Here is a 17784-nt window from a genome sequence, read left to right on the forward strand (position 1 = left end):
CCACCCATTCTTCCTTTCCAGCGGCGCAAGCAACGTGGACAGGTAGTCCAACGCCCGCTCACGTGGCTCCGACCGGCCAAAACGTCCCGCAAACCGGGCATGAAGCCCAGCTATCCCATCCGACCAGTCCTCGATCTGCGCGACCGTCAGCGATTCATCACACAGCCAGCCCAACGACCAAGACGACGGCCCGTCACGCCACATGCGGTTGCAGTATTAGGCGGCGGCTTCGTCGTCGCTGGCCGGGTCGTCGGCTTCCTCGGCCTCCGGCTCGCCCGCCTCCTCGTCGGTGCCGGGCTCCTGCTTGATCTCCGGCTCGCTGCCGGACGTGATCGCGGCGCGGGGCTTCTTCTTCGAAGGGTCGTAGGGCTCCTCGTCCACGACCGACTGCTCAATGGGCGTGAGCGGGTACCCGAGGGACGCGAGCACCTGGAACCACCGGCCGGTGGGCTTCCGCGTCCACGGGGCGTGCTGGCTGTCCGTCCGCCATGCCGACCGGTTCGCGCACTTCTCCCGGACGGCGGCGATGGCGGCGAACTGGAGCTGAGGGGCCCGGCGCTGGTCCTTGGCGACGTGCCCGGCAAAGCTGCCCCGGCCCTTGGCCTGCTCGGCGTTCAGCCCCAGGAATCCGGCCAGGATCTCCGTGGTGCCCTCCTTGTTCAGGTCGTCGGAGATACCCCAACTGCCATTCAGCAGAGCATTATTGACATGCCCGATCAGGGTGTTGGTGATGTTCTTCGGGAGGTTGCGCCGCTTGATCAGGTCCGTGATCCACTTCCGGCGCAGGGCCTCGGCCGCGTCCCAGTCGATGTTCCCCTTCTTGACGGCGGCGCGTGCGGCGCGCTCGGCCTCCTTGTCGGCGGTGGTCATCGTGCCGCCGCTGGCGCTGGCACCCTCCGGCACCGTGTGCCCGTACAGGCCGGGGGCGGAGCAGTAAGGCTCGTACCGGTCCCCCCGCCGCTCATCGAACACCCAGACAAGCCCCTTGCACTCGGCGTGCTCCTCGGTACTGATGCCGCGCAGTCGCCACACGGGCATGGCTCGCTCGGACAGCTCCTCGGCGTCCCTGATCTTCTGCCCGGCCGTCTCCAGCTCCGCGCGGTGCGCCTCCGCCTTGATCCGCTTGTCACGCTTGGTCCGCTCGATGGCGATGGCCCAGTCAACGTCTCCCTCGTCGGCGTCCTCCTCGGCGGCGGCCTCGGTGATCGCGGCGAGTGCTTCGGCGTCGTCGGCGAACTCCGAGAGCGCGGCCAGGTGCTCGAACGTCCACTCGTAGCTGCCCGCGCCGCTGACGGCGGCGCTCAGCTTCTCGTCAGACCTGACCTTGACCAGCGTCTTGACGTCCTTCTGTCGAACGCCTGCGGCCTTGGCGATGCGGCCGACCTGCGCGCCCGCCTCGGCGGCGCTGAACATGGCCTGGTTCATCTCGGACGTGGTGAGGCTCTTACGGTGCTGAGCGGTCGTGATCATGTCGAGGAACTGCCCGGCCGCGTCGCGGTCGTCGTCCTCCCACTCGTACGGCAGGTGGGTAAGACCCGCGTCCGTCGCTGCGTGGTAGCGGCGGTTTCCGTCGTTGACCTGGAGGACTCCGCCGTCGAGCCGCTGGATCTTGACGGGGATGCGGCACCCCTCAGTGCGGAGCGAGTCCACGAACGGCGCGTTGAGGTCGAGATCTTCACGGGCGTTCTTCGGGTGCGGGGTGAGCGCGCCGATCCGGATGACGGGACGGGGCGTGACCGGCACGGTCTCCAGCCCTGCGGCGACGGCGGCGGCCAGCCGCTGGAACCCGTCGATGACCTGCGGTACGTCGCCGTGGGTGCGGACGACATACAACGGCTCCACGACGTCGTTGTCCTTCACGTCGGCCAGCAGATCGGCCGGTGCCTCGACGTCGCGGACGTTGCCCGGGTGCGCGGCGAGTTCGGCGACCGTGAGGGTCGGCCACGGGGCGGGGGCAGCCTGGACGCCGGCCTGGGTCTTGGTGTTCATCATCGTTCCTTCTCTTCCTGGTGAGAGTTCGTCGGGCCGTTCGGCCCGGTGCAGGTCGGGGGGTTGCCCTCCCCCTTCCGGCACCATTAATTAAACCATGTTTTCGACGGTGAGGCAACCGGGGATGCTGTGATCGCCGTCACTCAGGTGCAGGGCGGCGGTGGCGCGGATCAACGCGGCAGCCTCGGCGGTGGTCCGCTCGGGCTCGTCCCCCCAGCACCACAGGAGGGTGCGCCGGTAGGCGTCCTCGGTGAGCCGCAGCTTTCGCCACCGGACGCCGGACACGGGGCGGCCGTTGATGTGGTTGCTGAGCACCACAAGGGAGTCGAACAGGGCGCGTTGGAAGATGTCCCACGGTTCACCGCGCACTGACCAGCGGGGCCGGACGGAGCGCACGCCGCGCTCCCACGCGTGCAGCACGGTGCACGGGGCCGTGTCGCCCATCCGGCAGGGCTGCCAGAGGTGGTCACCCTGGTAGAGGCCGACGCGTTCGATGTGGTCGGCGGCGGCGGTGAGGATGCGGGCCGGGGTGGCGGGCGGCTTTCGAGCGGGCACGGTCATGCCTCCTGGGGTAGGTCGCGGACTCGGCGGCCGGGGGCGGCGGACGGCCGCCCCCGGCCTCGATGGGGCTACGCGGCTATGGACCCGGCCGTGGTGCGGCCGATCCGCTTACCGCCGATGTCGGCACGGCTGCCCGCCATCCATCCGGCTCCGTACCCGTTGCCGGTCATGGTGGTGGTGCCGCCCTTCCGTGCACGGGGGTAAGCCTGCTGGTAGCTGCGCGAGACGACGGCCTTGCGGTCCGCGAGCACGAGGGCCGCGCTGCGGCCGGTGGCGGTGGTCTCGCCCCTAGCCTCTTCGCGTGCGCCGCGCTCGGCCTCCTCGATACGGTCGCCCACCCGGTTAATGAAGCCGAGGAGCCAAGACCGACGCCAGGCACGCGCACCCTGGCCCGGCGGAACCGACTGAGCGGCCAGGCCGCTGTTCATCTGGAGCAAAAGAGAGGTGTAGAGCAGTTCGACACGCTGAATGTCGCTCGCGTACCCGAAGATGTGCACCCGGCGCGCCGGGCCGCTGCCGTCCCGGCCAAGGTGGATCAGCTCGCAGCCGAGGGCGAGCGCGATGCGGTTGATGAGGCGGACCCGCTCCATCGCCCACGGGTTATCCAGAACAATTTTGCGGTCCGTCGGGGCGTCGCTGGCCGGGTTGGCGTCGTTGAGCATCGCCTGTTCGACGCCGTACTTCGCCATCATCTCGAACGCCCGCTTCCGGGCCAACTCCGCCTCCGACTCCGGCGTGCGGGGGTCCTCCGCCTTGGCGAGCAGGGCGCGGATGGTTTCGAGCTTCGCGGGTGCCTTCGTGGTGCTCACGTTCGTTCTCCTGGTGAGAGAGGTTGCCGGCGGCCGGTCGGCCTACCGGTGCCGGTCGGGGGTTGCCCTCCCCTTCCGACATCACTAATTAAACCATGTTCTAGGGGTTGGGTCAACCCGGATACATGCCCTGACCTGGCCTTTTCCCACATCCCACGGCCCGCACCCGCCCGGCCGGGCCCGGCCACAACGAGCCTGGGCGGGGTTCCCTCCTCGGTCGGACAGCTCCGCCGTACCAGGGTTCCGGGCGCGGTGTCCTGGCTCGCGTAGCGACCGCGTAGCGGCTCGGCCTGGACGCCGTGTCCGGGTTCCTGGTACGCCCCTTGGGGTGTCCGGCCGAGGAGGGAACCCCGCCTTCACCCGCACCACAACGCTCCCGCACCCGACCAACCAGCCCCCACCCCCTCCGAGGAGGACCCGCCGGAGGCTGCCTTTCGCTCTGGCCGGCACCCAACGAACTCGTGGTTCGAGATGTCCGCGGACCTGTGCCTACGGTGCGCGCGACAAGCAGTATTTTCGAACAGAACTGGGGGCACGGGTGAGCACGAATTCGGCAGGACCGGTGAGCGCGTCGGAGCTGCGGCGGCGGGTTCGCGCTGCTGAAGCGGTGAAGGCGAAGACGCGGGAGATGGCCGCCGAGCACGCGCTGACCGCGCGTGAGGCTGCGGTGAAGGCGGCCAAGGCGAAGGAGGAGGCCGACGTCACGGCGCGCGAGGCTGCTGCTGTAGTCCTGCGGCTGTTCGACAACGACGCCGAGTTGGTCTCGGAACTGCTGGGCGTCCCGGCGGAGGAGCTGGAACGCGAGGCGAAGCCTGTTACCGCCGCTCGGGCGAAGGAGATCATCGAATCACTGCGAGCCCGCGCCGAGCGGCCCCGCACCGCCCGAACCCGTAAGGCTCGGGCGGATGTGGCAGACGCGGCTTCCTCGACCTCGGGCACCCCGAGCCCCGGTCATCACAGCGGACGGCAGCCGGGCTGATGCCGCCTGAGAATGATGTCGGGCCCGGACTCTTCCCGCTCGCGGCGGTGAGCAGGTCCGGGCCCGTTCACGTTGACGAGCAGCTTGCCCTCATCGGTGCACCAACGCCGGTGCGTATACCGGCTGTTGAGTGGTCGGTCTGGCTCGCCAACGAGTCCGTTCAAGCCAGGTACTGGGCAAAGGTGTACCGAACCTCGTCAACCGAGGACTGCTGGTTCTTCTTCGGCGGGATCTCCAGCACCGGCCACGCCAGCTTCAGGGCCGCCTCGCGGCCGGGCAGGACCCGACGCGGCACGGTGCCGGGCCACCTCTACGGGTACCAGCTCGCGCACGGTGTCATCCCTCGACTCGGTTGGGGTACCGACAGCCCGACCGTCTGCCACACCTGCGACAACCACTCCTGCCAGCAGCCGACGCACCTGCGACTGGGGACAGCGGCGGAGAACCGGGCCGAATGGCTGGCCCGCCGCAGAGACCCGGGTAGCCCTCTCGCAGACCTTCGCGGCCCGGCCGGACGCTCCCGCGCCATCGGCGCCGCGATCCGGGCCGGCCGGAACGGCGGGGACTCCAAAACAGAGATCGCAGCGCGCATCCGTGCGGCGATTGCGGCGGGCCGTCCCCTCAGCCTCTGGTGACGACCGACCGCCACCAACCGATCCACCCCTGGAGGAAACGTGACACCCGTTGGACCACACCGCGCCCTCATGTACGTGCTGAACGGGCGCTGGCACCTGATCGTGGCACCGCTTGCCTCCGAGGAACGGGAGGTCCGTGTCGAGGACCCGACCCTGTACGGCAACTCGTCGTCCGTGATCTGGGGCCGGCGGACTCGGGCTTCACCCCCGCGTCGTTCGGACATCGTCTGATCGAGAACGGGTTCATCATCGACCCGGCGGAGCGCGGAAAGCCCAACACTGTCAACGGCTGGACGTCGACGGATGCCCCCAGTGGATGGAGCACAGCCTGCTACCCCACATCCCAAATCGTCAGCTAACCAAGCAATCGACAGGACGCCGGTTAGTACAGCAGGTACCCGACCTCCAGTCATCCTGAAGAACCTTCAAGCCACCTTGTCGAGGTCCTGTGAAATCGCAGCGCCCATCGCCCACTCGACAGCGGCCACAACCTCATCGTCCGAGGCCTCCAGCAAGTGTCCGTACCGGTCGACGGTCGTTGTGATCGACTCGTGGCCCAGGCGGGCCTGTATCACCGGCAGCGGTACCTTGCCGGCGATGAGCCAGGAAGCGTGCGTGTGGCGTAGGTCGTGGATACGCGGACGTTTGGTGAGGCCGACTGCGTTGGCTGCGTCCAGGGCGGGCTTCCAGCGGTGTGCGTAGAAGACTCCGGAGTGCCAGGCTCCGCCCTCTGGCGCGGTGAAGACCAGGTCGGTTGGCTTTTTCCCCAAGCAGCGCCGCTGGAACAGCTGCACCTGCTCCGGGGTGAGCACGAGGGTGCGGCGTGACTTCTTCGTCTTAGGGGCACCGAGGAAAGTCCCCCCTTCACCTCGCCGCTTCCAGGCGCGCTGCACTCGGAGCGTCGGCCGCTTCGACGCGAAGGTGAAGTCCCGGGGCTGTAGTGCCGTCATCTCGCCCCACCGGAGGCCAGTGCTCACCAAGGCATCGACGATGTCGACAGCGTCGGCACGCACATGCGTCTTGAGGAGGGCGTACTCCTCGGGTTCGAGGAAGACCTCGTCATCCTCGGTGTCGTTTCCCTTGGGCAGGCGGGTATGGGCGCACGGGTTCGAGTCGCGCAGGGCGGGGTCGGCGCTCACAGCGGACTGGAAGATGCTGTACAGCAACCCATGAAGGTTGGCGATCGTCTTCGGGGCGTACGACCGGCGCTTCGTCCCCGCAGGGTGCAGGGGGCCGGGCCTCCCGTTCTGAAGGTCCAGAATCCACTGGCTGACGTGCTCTCGGGTGAGCCTGCTCCCCCGGTTGGAGACTGACAGCTCGCCGAACCACGGGATCATATGGTTATCAATGAACCTGGTGTAGTTAGTTCTGGTGTGGTCAGATATGTCCGTCAGTAGCCCCACGTAGGCGTGCGCATAAACGGAGAACTTCTCTGCGTTCGGCATCGAGGGCTCGTCCGGCTCAACGAACCCCTCCCCCTTGACCCACCCCGGCGGCCATTGCTGTCCGTGACCGTTGACCAGGTCACGGAAGCGCTTCGCCTGATCGTCATCATCGAAGGTCTCGCGACACCAGGCCCCCGTTCGGGAGCCGCCGGCCCGCCACATGACGGTGTACGAGGGGTCTCCGGACAGCCGGGAATTGGTCTTGATGTAAGCCATGGGAGTAAGCGTACGAGGCTTCGGTGCGGCGTTCGTGCGGCGAACGCGGCGCCTGCGCTAGCGTGAAACCTGCGTTCTCGCAGGTCACAACGTTTCTGCCGTAGTGGGGCGGGTGGGACTCGAACCCACGGCCGACGGATTATGAGTCCGCTGCTCTAACCGGCTGAGCTACCGCCCCTTTTCGGCGTGGCGCGTACAAGTGTGCGCGCCGTCTGCCGCAGCATAGCCGGTCATACGATCTCTCGCTCCGGATGGTCGGCTACGCATGACCATGAGGACCGCGCCGCGCCCCGATCGGTTCCGGACAGCGGCGAAGTAGACGCGAAAGAGTTAAGCGAACCCCCACGCACCACGCCGTCCCGCGCGGCGGCGGACGGTCACGGGCACACGAAAAAGGACCCCGCAGGGTCCTCTTCCGATCCGCTCCCCCGACTGGACTCGAACCAGTAACCCTCCGGTTAACAGCCGAATGCTCTGCCAATTGAGCTACAGGGGATCGCGCTCCCCCGACTGGACTCGAACCAGTAACCTGCCGGTTAACAGCCGGCTGCTCTGCCAATTGAGCTACAGGGGATTGCTGCGTTTGCACCGGACCCGACCTACCTGGCTACTGCCGGGCGGCGCGCGTTCGCTGCGACACATACATTAGCGCAAGCAGGGGGGTGCTTTGCCAATCGGTATCGCCCGGGGTGATCTCGGGTGCCCGCGGGTAGGCGGGGCAGCACACGTCGCACTCAGCCAAGGAAGGGTGGCAGCCATGCGGTACCGGCTCACGTTCATCGCCGGACTGGCCCTCGGATACGTGATCGGCACGCGGGCCGGGCGCGAGCGCTACGAGCAGATGAAGAAGTCCGCACGCCGGTTCGCCGAGAACCCCGCCGTGCGCAACACCGCCGAGTCCGCGGCGCAGAGCGGCCGCGATCTGGCCGGCAGGGCCTGCCACACGGTCGGCGAGAAGGTCGGCGCGAAGATGCCCGCCTCGGTGGCCGACCGGGTGCGCTCGCTGCGGGACCGCAGGCAGTACGGCCAGAACGGCGAGGACGACTGGGGCACCACCAACACATAGCCGCCCGCTGCCGCGCCGTCGGTACGGAAACACTCCGGCGGTGCGGCAGAATCTTGGGCATGGGCATAGTCGCCGGCTTGGACAGTTCTTCCGCCTTCACGCACATCGTCGTCTGCGATGCGGACACCGGCGCCGTGCTGCGCCGGGGGTACGCCGCACACCCCGTCGAGGCGAAGGCCACCGAGGTCGACCCGCAGGCATGGCTGCTCTCGCTCGGTGAGGCCGCCGGCGGCGGGCTGCTCGAAGGCGTGCAGGCCATCGGTGTCTCCGCGCAGCAGCACGGCCTGGTGCCGCTGGATCATCAGGGCAATCTCGTCCGTCCGGCGCTGACCGGCAACGACAAGCGGGCACAGGTCGCCGCGGCCGATCTGGTCGACGGGCTCGGCGGGCGGCAGCCCTGGGCCGAGGCGGTCGGGACGGTGCCCCAGGCCGCGCAGCCGGTGTCGAAGCTGCGCTGGCTGGCGCGGACCGAACCGGAGGCGGCCCGGCGGGTGGCCGCGGCACTGCAGCCGCACGACTGGCTGGTGTGGCAGCTGCTGGGCCGGCCGGCACGCCGGACCACCGACCGGGGTGCGGCGTCCGGCACCGGTTACTGGTCGGCGGGCAGCGGTTCCTACCGGCCCGATCTGGTGGAGCTCGCCCTGGGGCACCAGGTCGCACTGCCCGAGGTACTCGGCCCCTCCGACACGGCCGGGACGACGCCCGAGGGACTGCTGATCTCCGCGGGGACCGGCGAGACGATGGCGGCGGCGCTCGGGCTGGGTGTCGGGGCCGGCGACGCGGTGGTGTCGCTGGGCGCCTCGGGTTCGGTGATGGCGGTGCACGACGAGGCGCTGCCCGACCAGAGCGGGACGATCACCTCGTACGCGGACGCGACGGGGATGCATCTGCCGGTGGTGTACACGTCGAACGCGGTACGCGCGTTGCGCGGGACCGCCGAATTGCTGGGCGTGGAGGGGCTGGAGGAGCTGTCCGCGCTGGCGCTGAAGTCGACGCCGGGCTCCTCCGGGCTCGTACTCCTGCCGTATCTGGAGGGCGAGCGGACCCCGCATCTGCCGCACACGGCGGGGACGCTGTGCGGGCTGCGGCGCGAGTCGATGAAGCCGGAGCATCTGGCGCGGGCGGCGTTCGAGGGGATGCTGTGCTCGCTGGCCGACGCGCTCGACGTGCTCCGGGGCCGCGGTGTCGAGGTGCGACGGGTGTTCCTGCTGGGGGCGGCGGCCGAGCTGCCCGCCGTGCAGGGGCTCGCGCCCGCGGTGTTCGGTACGCAGGTGGTGGTGCCACAGCCCGCCGAGTACGCGGCACTGGGCGCCGCCCGGCAGGCGGCCTGGGCGCTGGGGGTCTCGCAGGGGACGGCCGATCCGCTCACTCCCCCGGCCTGGCAGGGTGCCGCGGCGCAGGTGCTGGAGCCGGGCGAGGAGCTGGCGGTCGGGCAGGCGGTCCGCCAGCAGTACAAGGCGACGCGGGACCAGATTCACCCGGGGGCGTTCGACTCCGCGCCCTGAGCCGCCCGCAGCGCGTGACACGGCCGGGTACACCTGGCGGAAATCAGCCTTCCGCATGTGTACTCGGTCTTTTTTTTGACCTGGTCTTGAATAAAATCGTTCGCGGTCCCCTTCCGCAGTACCGGAAAATGGGTCGACTCCCGCCCTCTGCCGACTCCGAGAGACACGCGTGCTCATAAAACTACTGCGGGCCTGTCTCGGCCCGTACAAGAAACCCATCCTGCTGCTGGTCCTTCTCCAGCTCCTGCAGACCTGCGCCAGCCTCTACCTGCCCACCCTGAACGCCGACATCATCGACAACGGTGTCGTCAAGGGAGACACGGGCTACATCCTGGAGTTCGGCGGCATCATGATCGCCGTCAGCATCTGCCAGGTGGTCTGCAACATGGGGGCCGTCTACTACGGCGCCCGCACCGCGTCCGCGCTCGGCCGTGACATCCGGGCGTCGATCTTCGACCGGGTGCAGTCGTTCTCGGCACGTGAGGTCGGACGTTTCGGCGCACCCTCGCTGATCACCCGTACGACCAATGACGTCCAGCAGGTCCAGATGCTGGTGCTGATGACGTTCACCCTGATGGTTTCGGCGCCGATCATGTGCGTCGGCGGCATCATCATGGCGCTCGGCCAGGACGTCCCGCTGTCGGCGGTGCTGCTCGCGGTGGTGCCGGTGCTCGGTATCGCGGTGAGCCTGATCGTGAAGCGGATGCGTCCGCTGTTCCGCACGATGCAGGAGCGGCTCGACACGGTGAACCGGGTGCTGCGCGAGCAGATCACCGGCAACCGGGTCATCCGCGCCTTCGTCCGTGACGGTTACGAGGAGGAACGGTTCCGTAGCTCCAACACCGAGCTGACGGATGTGGCGCTGTCCACGGGCCGGCTGATGGCGCTGATGTTCCCCACCGTGATGACGGTCGTGAATGTCTCGTCGATCGCCGTGCTCTGGTTCGGTGCCCACCGCATCGACAGCGGCGGCATGGAGATCGGCGCGCTGACCGCCTTCCTCGCCTATCTGATGCAGATCGTCATGTCGGTGATGATGGCCACCTTCATGTTCATGATGGTGCCGCGCGCCGAGGTCTGTGCCGAGCGCATCCAGGAGGTCCTGGAGACCGAGTCCAGCGTGGTCCCGCCGCTCAAGCCGGTCCGCGAGCTGCGCGCCCACGGTCATCTGGAGGTGCGCGGCGCGGACTTCCGCTACCCGGGCGCCGAGGAACCGGTGCTGCGGTCGGTGGATCTGGTGGCCCGCCCCGGCGAGACCACCGCGATCATCGGGTCGACGGGCAGCGGGAAGTCGACTCTGCTCGGTCTCGTACCGCGGCTGTTCGATGTGACGGACGGCCAGGTGCTGGTCGACGGCACGGATGTACGGACGCTGGAGCCGGCGCTGCTGGCGAAGACCGTGAGCCTCGTTCCGCAGAAGCCGTATCTGTTCTCCGGGACGGTCGCGACGAACCTGCGGTACGGAAAACCGGACGCGACCGACGAGGAGCTGTGGCACGCGCTGGAGGTCGCGCAGGCCAAGGAGTTCGTCACGGCCCTGGAGCACGGCCTGGACGCGCCGATCGCGCAGGGCGGCACCAATGTCTCGGGCGGGCAGCGGCAGCGTCTGGCGATCGCCAGGACGCTGGTGCAGCGACCGGAGATCTATCTCTTCGACGACTCGTTCTCCGCGCTCGACTACGCCACCGACGCCGCGCTGCGCGGGGCGTTGACGCGGGAGACGGCCGAGGCGACCGTGGTGATCGTGGCGCAGCGGGTGTCCACCATCCGCGACGCGGACCGGATCCTGGTGCTGGACGAGGGCCGGGTCGTCGGCTCCGGTACCCATCACGAGCTGATGGACGGCAATGAAACGTACCGGGAGATCGTGCTCTCCCAGCTGACGGAAGCGGAGGCCGCGTAATGGCCGGGGGTGGCGGACGCATGATGGCGGGCGGGGCTCCGACCGACCGGTCGATGGACTTCAAGGGGTCCTCGAAGCGGCTGCTGAAGCGCTTCGCGACGGAGAAGACCTCGCTGTACGTGATGCTGGCTGCCTGTGTGCTGAGCGTGGGCCTGTCGGTGATCGGGCCGAAGATCCTCGGCCGGGCGACCGACCTGGTCTTCGCCGGTGTGATCGGTCGGCAGATGCCCGACGGCACGACGAAGGAGCAGGCCGTCGAGGGCCTGCGCAAGAGCAACAGCGGCCTGGCCGACATGCTCTCCGGGGTGGACTTCGTCCCCGGTCACGGCATCGACTTCGGTGCGGTGGGCGATGTACTGCTGCTGGCGCTGGCGGTCTATGTCGGCGCCGGTCTGCTGATGCTGGTGACCACCCGGCTGTCGATCCGGATCATCAACCGGATCATTTTCCAGCTGCGCGAGGACATCCAGACGAAGCTGTCGCGGCTGCCGCTGTCGTACTTCGACCGGGCCAAGCGCGGCGAGGTGCTCAGCCGGGCGACGAACGACATCGACAACATCTCGCAGACGATGCAGCAGACGATGGGCCAGCTCATCAACTCCCTGCTCACCATCATCGGCGTGCTGATCATGATGTTCTGGGTCTCGCCGCTGCTGGCGCTGGTCGCGCTGGTGACGGTGCCGCTCTCGGTGGTCGTGGCCGCGAAGGTCGGCAAGCGCTCGCAGCCGCAGTTCGTGCAGCAGTGGAAGGTGACGGGCAAGCTCAACGCCCACATCGAGGAGATGTACACCGGGCACACCCTGGTGAAGGTCTTCGGCCGGCAGGAGGAGTCCGCCAGGGACTTCGCCGAGCAGAACGAAGCGTTGTACGAGGCCGGTTTCAAGGCGCAGTACAACAGCGGCATCATGCAGCCGCTGATGATGTTCGTCTCCAACCTGAACTACGTGCTGATCGCCGTCGTGGGTGGTCTGCGGGTCGCTTCGGGGGCGCTGTCCATCGGTGACGTGCAGGCGTTCATCCAGTACTCGCGGCAGTTCTCGATGCCGCTGACGCAGGTCGCCTCGATGGCGAACCTGGTGCAGTCGGGCGTTGCCTCGGCCGAGCGGATCTTCGAGCTGCTGGACGCCGAGGAGCAGGGCGCCGACCCCGCCCCCGGCGAGCGCGAGCGCCCCGAGGAGCTGCGGGGCAGCGTCTCGCTGGAGAAGGTGTCGTTCCGTTACGACCCGGAGAAGCCGCTCATCGAGGATCTGTCGCTGAGCGTCGAGCCCGGCCACACGGTCGCGATCGTCGGCCCGACGGGCGCCGGCAAGACCACGCTCGTCAATCTGCTGATGCGGTTCTACGAGGTGACGGGCGGTCACATCACGCTGGACGGGGTCGACGTGACGAAGATGTCGCGCGACGAGCTGCGGCAGGGCATCGGCATGGTCCTCCAGGACACCTGGCTGTTCGGCGGTTCGATCGCGGACAACATCGCGTACGGCGCTTCGCGCGAGGTCACCCGCGAGGAGATCGAGGAGGCGGCGAAGGCGGCCCACGCCGACCGGTTCATCCGTACGCTGCCGGACGGCTACGACACGGTGATCGACGACGAGGGCTCCGGTGTCAGCGCGGGCGAGAAGCAGCTGATCACCATCGCGCGGGCGTTCCTGTCCGACCCGGTGATCCTGGTGCTCGACGAGGCGACGAGTTCCGTCGACACCCGTACGGAGGTGCTGATCCAGAAGGCGATGGCGCGTCTGGCGCACGGCCGTACGAGCTTTGTGATCGCGCACCGGCTCTCCACCATCAGGGACGCCGACGTCATCCTGGTGATGGAGAACGGCTCGATCGTCGAACAGGGCACGCACGAGGAGCTGTTGGCCGCCGAGGGTGCCTATGCCCGGCTGTATTCGGCGCAGTTCGCCCAGGCGGTCGCCGAAGTCGACTAGGAATACCGCCCGTTCGCCCCCCGAGGGCCCGCACCGCCGCCCGGCGGTGCGGGCCCTCGGGCGTGTCCGTGAAGTCTCGCCCGGCCCGAGCGCCGTCAGTCGAGGTAGCCGCGGAGCTGGTCGGCGAAGGCGTGGTCCCGCAGCTTGTTGAGGGTCTTGGACTCGATCTGGCGGATGCGTTCGCGTGTCACGCCGAAGATCCTGCCGATCTCCTCAAGTGTCCGGGGCCGCCCGTCGACCAGCCCGTAGCGCAGCTGGACCACCTTCCGCTCCCGCTCGTTGAGCGTGGAGAGCACCGCTTCGAGGTGCTCGCGCAGCAGCAGGAACGCGGCGGACTCGACCGGGGACGCGGCGTCGCCGTCCTCGATCAGGTCGCCGAGGGCGACGTCGTCCTCCTCGCCGACCGGGGCATGGAGCGAGACGGGTTCCTGGGCGAGCCGCAGGACTTCGCCGACCCGCTCCGGGGTGAGGTCGAGCTGGTCGGCGACCTCGTCGGGCGTCGGCTCATAGCCGCGCTCCTGGAGCATCCGGCGCTGGACGCGTACGACCCGGTTGATCAGCTCGACGACATGGACCGGGACCCGGATGGTCCGCGCCTGGTCGGCGAGGGCGCGGGACATGGCCTGACGGATCCACCAGGTCGCGTACGTCGAGAACTTGTAGCCCCGGGCGTAGTCGAACTTCTCGACCGCCCTGATCAGTCCGAGGTTGCCCTCCTGGACCAGATCGAGCATGGTCAGCCCGCGGCCGACATAGCGTTTGGCGACGGAGACGACGAGGCGGAGGTTGGCCTCGATGAGACGGCGTTTCGCCATCCGCCCCATGACCACCAGCCGGTCGAGGTCGACAGCCAGCCGGGTGTCCGGGTCCGGGGTGCTCGCGAGCCGCTCCTCGGCGAAGAGACCGGCCTCGACGCAACGGGCGAGCTCCACTTCGTCGGCGGCGGTGAGCAGCGGGATCCGACCGATCTCCCGCAGGTACTGGCGGAAGAGGTCGGAGGACGGTCCCGCGGTCTCCGGGCGGCCCCTGGGCTCCGGGGGTTCGGGCAGCTCCGGCGGCTCCTCCATGAGCGCCTCGGGCGGGTCGGACGGTGTCTGCGGCTCCACCACGGTCTCCGGATGACGCACGGCCCGGTTCTGCGCGGGGATGGCCGAGACATGCTCGGTTTCGGTCACGGTCCGGGTCTGCACGTGGGCGACCTCCAGGTGATCGCTGCCGGACCGCGGGGATGGAGGACCACCGTTCGGTGGGCCGGCCGCGCTCCGATGACTCAGGCACCGCCCCCAGTGTGGGGGAAGACGCATCGCTGCCACGAGGGGCGTGCGGGGACTTTCTGAGTCCGGTCCGTGACCGGACGGTTACGGAGACGGCGGATTCTTCGGGCCGGTCCGCGATCGCGGCAGGAGCGGCGACCGGACGGATCCGGTGCGCCGGCGCGGCGCGGCGCCGGAACGCGCGTCAGAGCGCGTCGGCGCCGTTGTTGCGCAGGGACTGGGCGTACTGCTGGAGGACCCAGACCTCGTTCTGCGCGGCCGCCAGGTGGTCCGGGGCCACATTGCTGCCGAGACGGGCGAGGCTGCCCTGGACGTCGTCGATCCGGCGGTCGACGGCGCGCAGGCGGACCTGGACGAGCTGCATGCCCGCGTAGGTCTCGTCGATGGTCTTGCCGTGGAAGACCTCCACCGCCAGCTCGGTGACCAGGTTGCGCACCGTGTCGTCGGGGGCCGCTTCCAGGACCTGGACCAGATAGTCACGGGTCTCCGGGACGCCCGTTTCGGCGCCGCCCGCCTCTTCGATGCACTGCCGGACCGCGGCGTACGGCGGGGCGGTGAACTCGTCGGCCCCGTAGGCGTCGAAGGCCGGGGAGACGAGGGCGGGTTTCTGCAGGGCCAGCTTCAGCAGCTCGCGCTCCGTGCGGTGGGCGGGGCTGCGGAGATTGAGGGCGGGGCCCGAGGGGGCGGCGGGCGCCCGGACCTGCTGGTGCTGGGGGCCACCGCGGGACGGGGCCGGTGCGGGGCCCCGCTGGTCGCCCCGCTCACGGGCCCAGCGGGCGAGCTGACCGACGCGCTTGACCACGAACTGGGTGTCCAGGATGCCGAGCATGCCGGCCAGCTGGACGGCGACCTCGTGCTGCGAGGAGCTGTTCTTGATCCGGGCGACGACGGGCGCCGCCTCGTCGAGCGCGGCGCCGCGGCCCGCCGGGGTCTCCAGGTCGTACCGGCCGACGATCTGACGGAGCGCGAACTCGAAGAGCGGCGTGCGGGGTTCGACCAGGTCGCGAACGGCCTCGTCACCCTTGACCAGGCGCAGATCGCACGGGTCCATGTTGTCCGGGGCGATCGCGATGTACGTCTCGGCGGCGAACTTCTGGTCGTCCTCGAAGGCGCGCAGCGCGGCCTTCTGGCCGGCCGCGTCACCGTCGAAGGTGAAGATCACCCGGGCGCTGCCGTTGTCCATCAGGAGGCGGCGCAGGATCTTGATGTGGTCGCCGCCGAAGGCCGTGCCGCAGGTGGCGATGGCGGTGGTGACCCCGGCGAGATGGCAGGCCATGACGTCGGTGTAGCCCTCGACGACCACGGCCCGGCTGGCCTTCGCGATGTCCTTCTTCGCCAGGTCGATGCCGTAGAGCACCTGGGACTTCTTGTAGATCGCGGTCTCGGGGGTGTTGAGGTACTTGGGTCCGTTGTCGTCGTCGCGCAGCTTGCGGGCGCCGAAGCCGACGACCTCGCCGGAGGTGTCCCGGATCGGCCACATCAGCCGGCCGCGGAAGCGGTCGATGGGGCCGCGCCTGCCGTCCTGGGAGAGGCCGGAGGCGATCAGCTCCTTGTCGCTGAAGCCCTTGCCGCGCAGATAGCGGGTGAGGTGGTCCCAGCCCGCCGGGCTGTAGCCGACGCCGAAGTGGGCAGCCGCCGCCTGGTCGAAGCCGCGCTCGGCGAGGAACTTCCGGCCGATCTCGGCCTCGGGGCCGTCCAGTTGCTCGACGTAGAACTGGGCGGCCACCTTGTGCGCCTCGACCAGCCGGATGCGCTCACCGCGCTGATGGGAGGGGTTGTACCCGCCCTCCTCGTACCGCAGGGTGATGCCCGCCTTGGCGGCGAGCCGCTCGACCGTCTCGGAGAACGAGAGATGGTCGATCTTCATCACGAAGGCGATCGTGTCGCCGCCCTCCTGGCAGCCGAAGCAGTGGAAGAGACCCTTGCTGGGGCTGACCTGGAAGGAGGGGGACTTCTCGTCGTGGAACGGGCAGAGCCCCTTGAGGTTGCCACCGCCCGCGTTGCGCAGCTGGAGATATTCGGAAACGACGGCGTCGATCGGGACCGCGTCCCGTACCGCCTTCACATCGTCGTCATTGATCCTGCCTGCCACGGGTGAAGTCTACGGGTGGGGTACGACAGCCGTGCCGCGCGCCGATGTGATCCGTGGAACCCGGCGGGGCACGGACCGGCTCGGCGCGGTGCGGACCGGTTCCCGTTCAGCTCAGGGAGGCCAGCGGTACCGACGGGTCCGCCAGCGCGTCCGGGTCGATCTGCCGGCCGGACCGGACCAGTGCCTGGACGGCTTCGGTGACGTCCCACACGTTGACGTTCATCCCGGCCAGCACCCGGCGGTCCTTCAGCCAGAAGGCGATGAACTCGCGCTTCTGGGCGTCGCCGCGGATGACCACCTGGTCGTAGCTGCCCGGCGGCGCCCAGCCCGAGTATTCGAGACCGAGGTCGTACTGGTCGGAGAAGAAGTACGGCACCCGGTCGTAGCCGACCTCCTGGCCGAGCATGGCGCGGGCCGCGGCCGGACCGCTGTTCAGCGCGTTCGCCCAGTGCTCCACCCGCAGCCGGGTGCCGAACAGCGGATGGGCCATGTTGGCGACGTCCCCGGCCGCGAAGATATGCGGGTCGGAGGTGCGCAGCGAGGCGTCGACCGCGATGCCGCCGCCGTCCTTGCGCGCGGCCATGGCGAGTCCGGCGGCTTCGGCGAGGCCGGTGCGGGGGGCGGCGCCGATCGCGGCGAGCACGTCGTGGGCGGGGTGCTCCTCGCCGTCGTCGGTGCGGACCGCGAGGACCAGTCCGTCCTGGCCGATGATCTCGGTGAGGCGGACGCCGAAGTGGAAGCGGACGCCGTGGTCGCTGTGCAGATCGGTGAAGATCTGGCCGAGTTCGGGGCCGACGGCCTGGTGCAGCGGGGTCGGCTCCGGTTCGACGACGGTGACCTCGGCGCCGTACCCGCGCGCCGCCGCCGCGACCTCCAGCCCGATCCAGCCGGCCCCGGCGATCACCAGATGGCCGTTGTCGCGGCCGAGGGAGGTCAGCACGTTGCGCAGCCGGTCGGCATGGGCGAGGCGGCGCAGATGGTGGACGCCGGCCAGGTCCGTACCCGGAATGGGGAGGCGGCGCGGCTCGGCCCCGGTGGCGAGCAGCAGCCTGTCGTAGTGGACGACGGTGCCGTCGCCGAGCTGTACGGAGCGGTTCTGGCGGTCGAGGCCGGTGACGGGCTGGCCCAGATGGAGCTCGATGTCGGCGCCCGCGTACCAGGCGGTCTCGTGGACGAAGACGCTGTCCCGTTCCTCCTTGCCGGACAGGTAGCCCTTGGAGAGCGGGGGCCGTTCGTACGGATGGTCGCGTTCATCGCCGAGCAGGATCACCCGGCCGCTGAAACCTTCCGCCCGGAGTGTCTCGGCTGCCTTCGCTCCTGCCAGCCCTCCGCCGACGATGACGAACGTCCGATGTGCGTCGACCACTTGATGTCTCCTC

General features: G+C 69.1%; 14 protein-coding genes, 3 tRNA genes and 1 pseudogene. 6 read left to right on the forward strand and 12 right to left on the reverse strand.

What is annotated here, in order from left to right; all coding sequences use genetic code 11:
• From ACF08M_RS00005 to ACF08M_RS00020, 4 genes and pseudogenes are all read right to left on the reverse strand, one after another.
• Positions 1 to 204: pseudogene (locus ACF08M_RS00005) on the reverse strand (hypothetical protein); the annotation flags it as partial.
• A gap of 12 nt (positions 205 to 216) precedes the next feature.
• Positions 217 to 1989, reverse strand: a complete 1773-nt coding sequence (locus ACF08M_RS00010; protein ID WP_392182946.1) for a ParB N-terminal domain-containing protein — start codon at positions 1987 to 1989, stop codon at positions 217 to 219.
• Positions 1990 to 2079: 90 nt separating this feature from the next.
• Entirely contained in the window at positions 2080 to 2550 is a 471-nt protein-coding gene (locus ACF08M_RS00015; RefSeq protein WP_392182947.1) for a DUF6197 family protein, read from the reverse strand.
• A 68-nt stretch (positions 2551 to 2618) separates the two neighbouring features.
• Positions 2619 to 3359, reverse strand: a complete 741-nt coding sequence (locus tag ACF08M_RS00020; RefSeq protein ID WP_392182948.1) for a DUF2786 domain-containing protein — start codon at positions 3357 to 3359, stop codon at positions 2619 to 2621.
• A 538-nt stretch (positions 3360 to 3897) separates the two neighbouring features.
• Between ACF08M_RS00020 and ACF08M_RS00025 the strand changes: the two genes are divergently transcribed.
• Positions 3898 to 4338: a hypothetical protein gene (locus ACF08M_RS00025; RefSeq protein WP_392182949.1), complete on the forward strand. Its 441-nt coding sequence runs from the start codon at positions 3898 to 3900 to the stop codon at positions 4336 to 4338.
• A 160-nt stretch (positions 4339 to 4498) separates the two neighbouring features.
• On the opposite strand, the gene ACF08M_RS00030 is transcribed toward ACF08M_RS00025, so the two are convergent.
• Positions 4499 to 4633, reverse strand: coding sequence for a hypothetical protein (locus tag ACF08M_RS00030; protein WP_392182950.1), 135 nt, complete (start codon positions 4631 to 4633; stop codon positions 4499 to 4501).
• Between the two features lie 409 nt (positions 4634 to 5042).
• Here ACF08M_RS00030 and ACF08M_RS00035 point away from each other — a divergent pair, with 409 nt between their 5' ends.
• Positions 5043 to 5204, forward strand: a complete 162-nt coding sequence (locus ACF08M_RS00035) for a hypothetical protein (RefSeq protein WP_392182951.1) — start codon at positions 5043 to 5045, stop codon at positions 5202 to 5204.
• Positions 5205 to 5398: 194 nt separating this feature from the next.
• On the opposite strand, the gene ACF08M_RS00040 is transcribed toward ACF08M_RS00035, so the two are convergent.
• The 4 genes from ACF08M_RS00040 to ACF08M_RS00055 form a co-directional block, all read right to left on the reverse strand.
• Complete coding sequence (locus ACF08M_RS00040; protein WP_392182952.1) at positions 5399 to 6634, reverse strand: tyrosine-type recombinase/integrase; 1236 nt, start codon at positions 6632 to 6634, stop codon at positions 5399 to 5401.
• A 104-nt stretch (positions 6635 to 6738) separates the two neighbouring features.
• Positions 6739 to 6812: transfer RNA gene (locus ACF08M_RS00045), tRNA-Ile, on the reverse strand.
• 245 nt (positions 6813 to 7057) lie between these two features.
• Positions 7058 to 7130 (reverse strand) — tRNA-Asn (locus ACF08M_RS00050).
• 5 nt (positions 7131 to 7135) lie between these two features.
• Positions 7136 to 7208, reverse strand: a tRNA-Asn gene (locus ACF08M_RS00055).
• Positions 7209 to 7391: 183 nt separating this feature from the next.
• Between ACF08M_RS00055 and ACF08M_RS00060 the strand changes: the two genes are divergently transcribed.
• From ACF08M_RS00060 to ACF08M_RS00075, 4 genes are all read left to right on the forward strand, one after another.
• On the forward strand, positions 7392 to 7700 hold the full coding sequence (locus ACF08M_RS00060) for a YtxH domain-containing protein (RefSeq protein WP_392182953.1): 309 nt from the start codon (positions 7392 to 7394) through the stop codon (positions 7698 to 7700).
• A 59-nt stretch (positions 7701 to 7759) separates the two neighbouring features.
• Positions 7760 to 9205 carry an FGGY family carbohydrate kinase gene (locus tag ACF08M_RS00065; RefSeq protein WP_392182954.1) on the forward strand — a complete coding sequence of 482 codons (1446 nt, stop codon included), beginning with the start codon at positions 7760 to 7762 and terminating at the stop codon, positions 9203 to 9205.
• A 169-nt stretch (positions 9206 to 9374) separates the two neighbouring features.
• Positions 9375 to 11108, forward strand: coding sequence for an ABC transporter ATP-binding protein (locus ACF08M_RS00070; RefSeq protein ID WP_392182955.1), 1734 nt, complete (start codon positions 9375 to 9377; stop codon positions 11106 to 11108).
• Positions 11108 to 13039, forward strand: coding sequence for an ABC transporter ATP-binding protein (locus ACF08M_RS00075; RefSeq protein WP_392182956.1), 1932 nt, complete (start codon positions 11108 to 11110; stop codon positions 13037 to 13039). Before ACF08M_RS00070 ends, ACF08M_RS00075 begins: the two co-directional genes overlap by 1 nt.
• A gap of 95 nt (positions 13040 to 13134) precedes the next feature.
• Here ACF08M_RS00075 and ACF08M_RS00080 read toward each other — a convergent pair whose 3' ends face one another.
• The 3 genes from ACF08M_RS00080 to ACF08M_RS00090 form a co-directional block, all read right to left on the reverse strand.
• Positions 13135 to 14229 (reverse strand): RNA polymerase sigma factor, encoded by a 1095-nt coding sequence (locus tag ACF08M_RS00080; RefSeq protein WP_392182957.1) that lies wholly within the window; start codon positions 14227 to 14229, stop codon positions 13135 to 13137.
• 268 nt (positions 14230 to 14497) lie between these two features.
• Complete coding sequence (dnaG, locus tag ACF08M_RS00085; RefSeq protein ID WP_392182958.1) at positions 14498 to 16405, reverse strand: DNA primase; 1908 nt, start codon at positions 16403 to 16405, stop codon at positions 14498 to 14500.
• A gap of 106 nt (positions 16406 to 16511) precedes the next feature.
• Entirely contained in the window at positions 16512 to 17771 is a 1260-nt protein-coding gene (locus tag ACF08M_RS00090) for an NAD(P)/FAD-dependent oxidoreductase (RefSeq protein ID WP_392182959.1), read from the reverse strand.
• Positions 17772 to 17784 lie beyond the last annotated feature (13 nt).

It is taken from the genome of Streptomyces sp. NPDC015032 (genome assembly GCF_043080425.1).
Classification (GTDB): Bacteria; Actinomycetota; Actinomycetes; order Streptomycetales; family Streptomycetaceae; genus Streptomyces.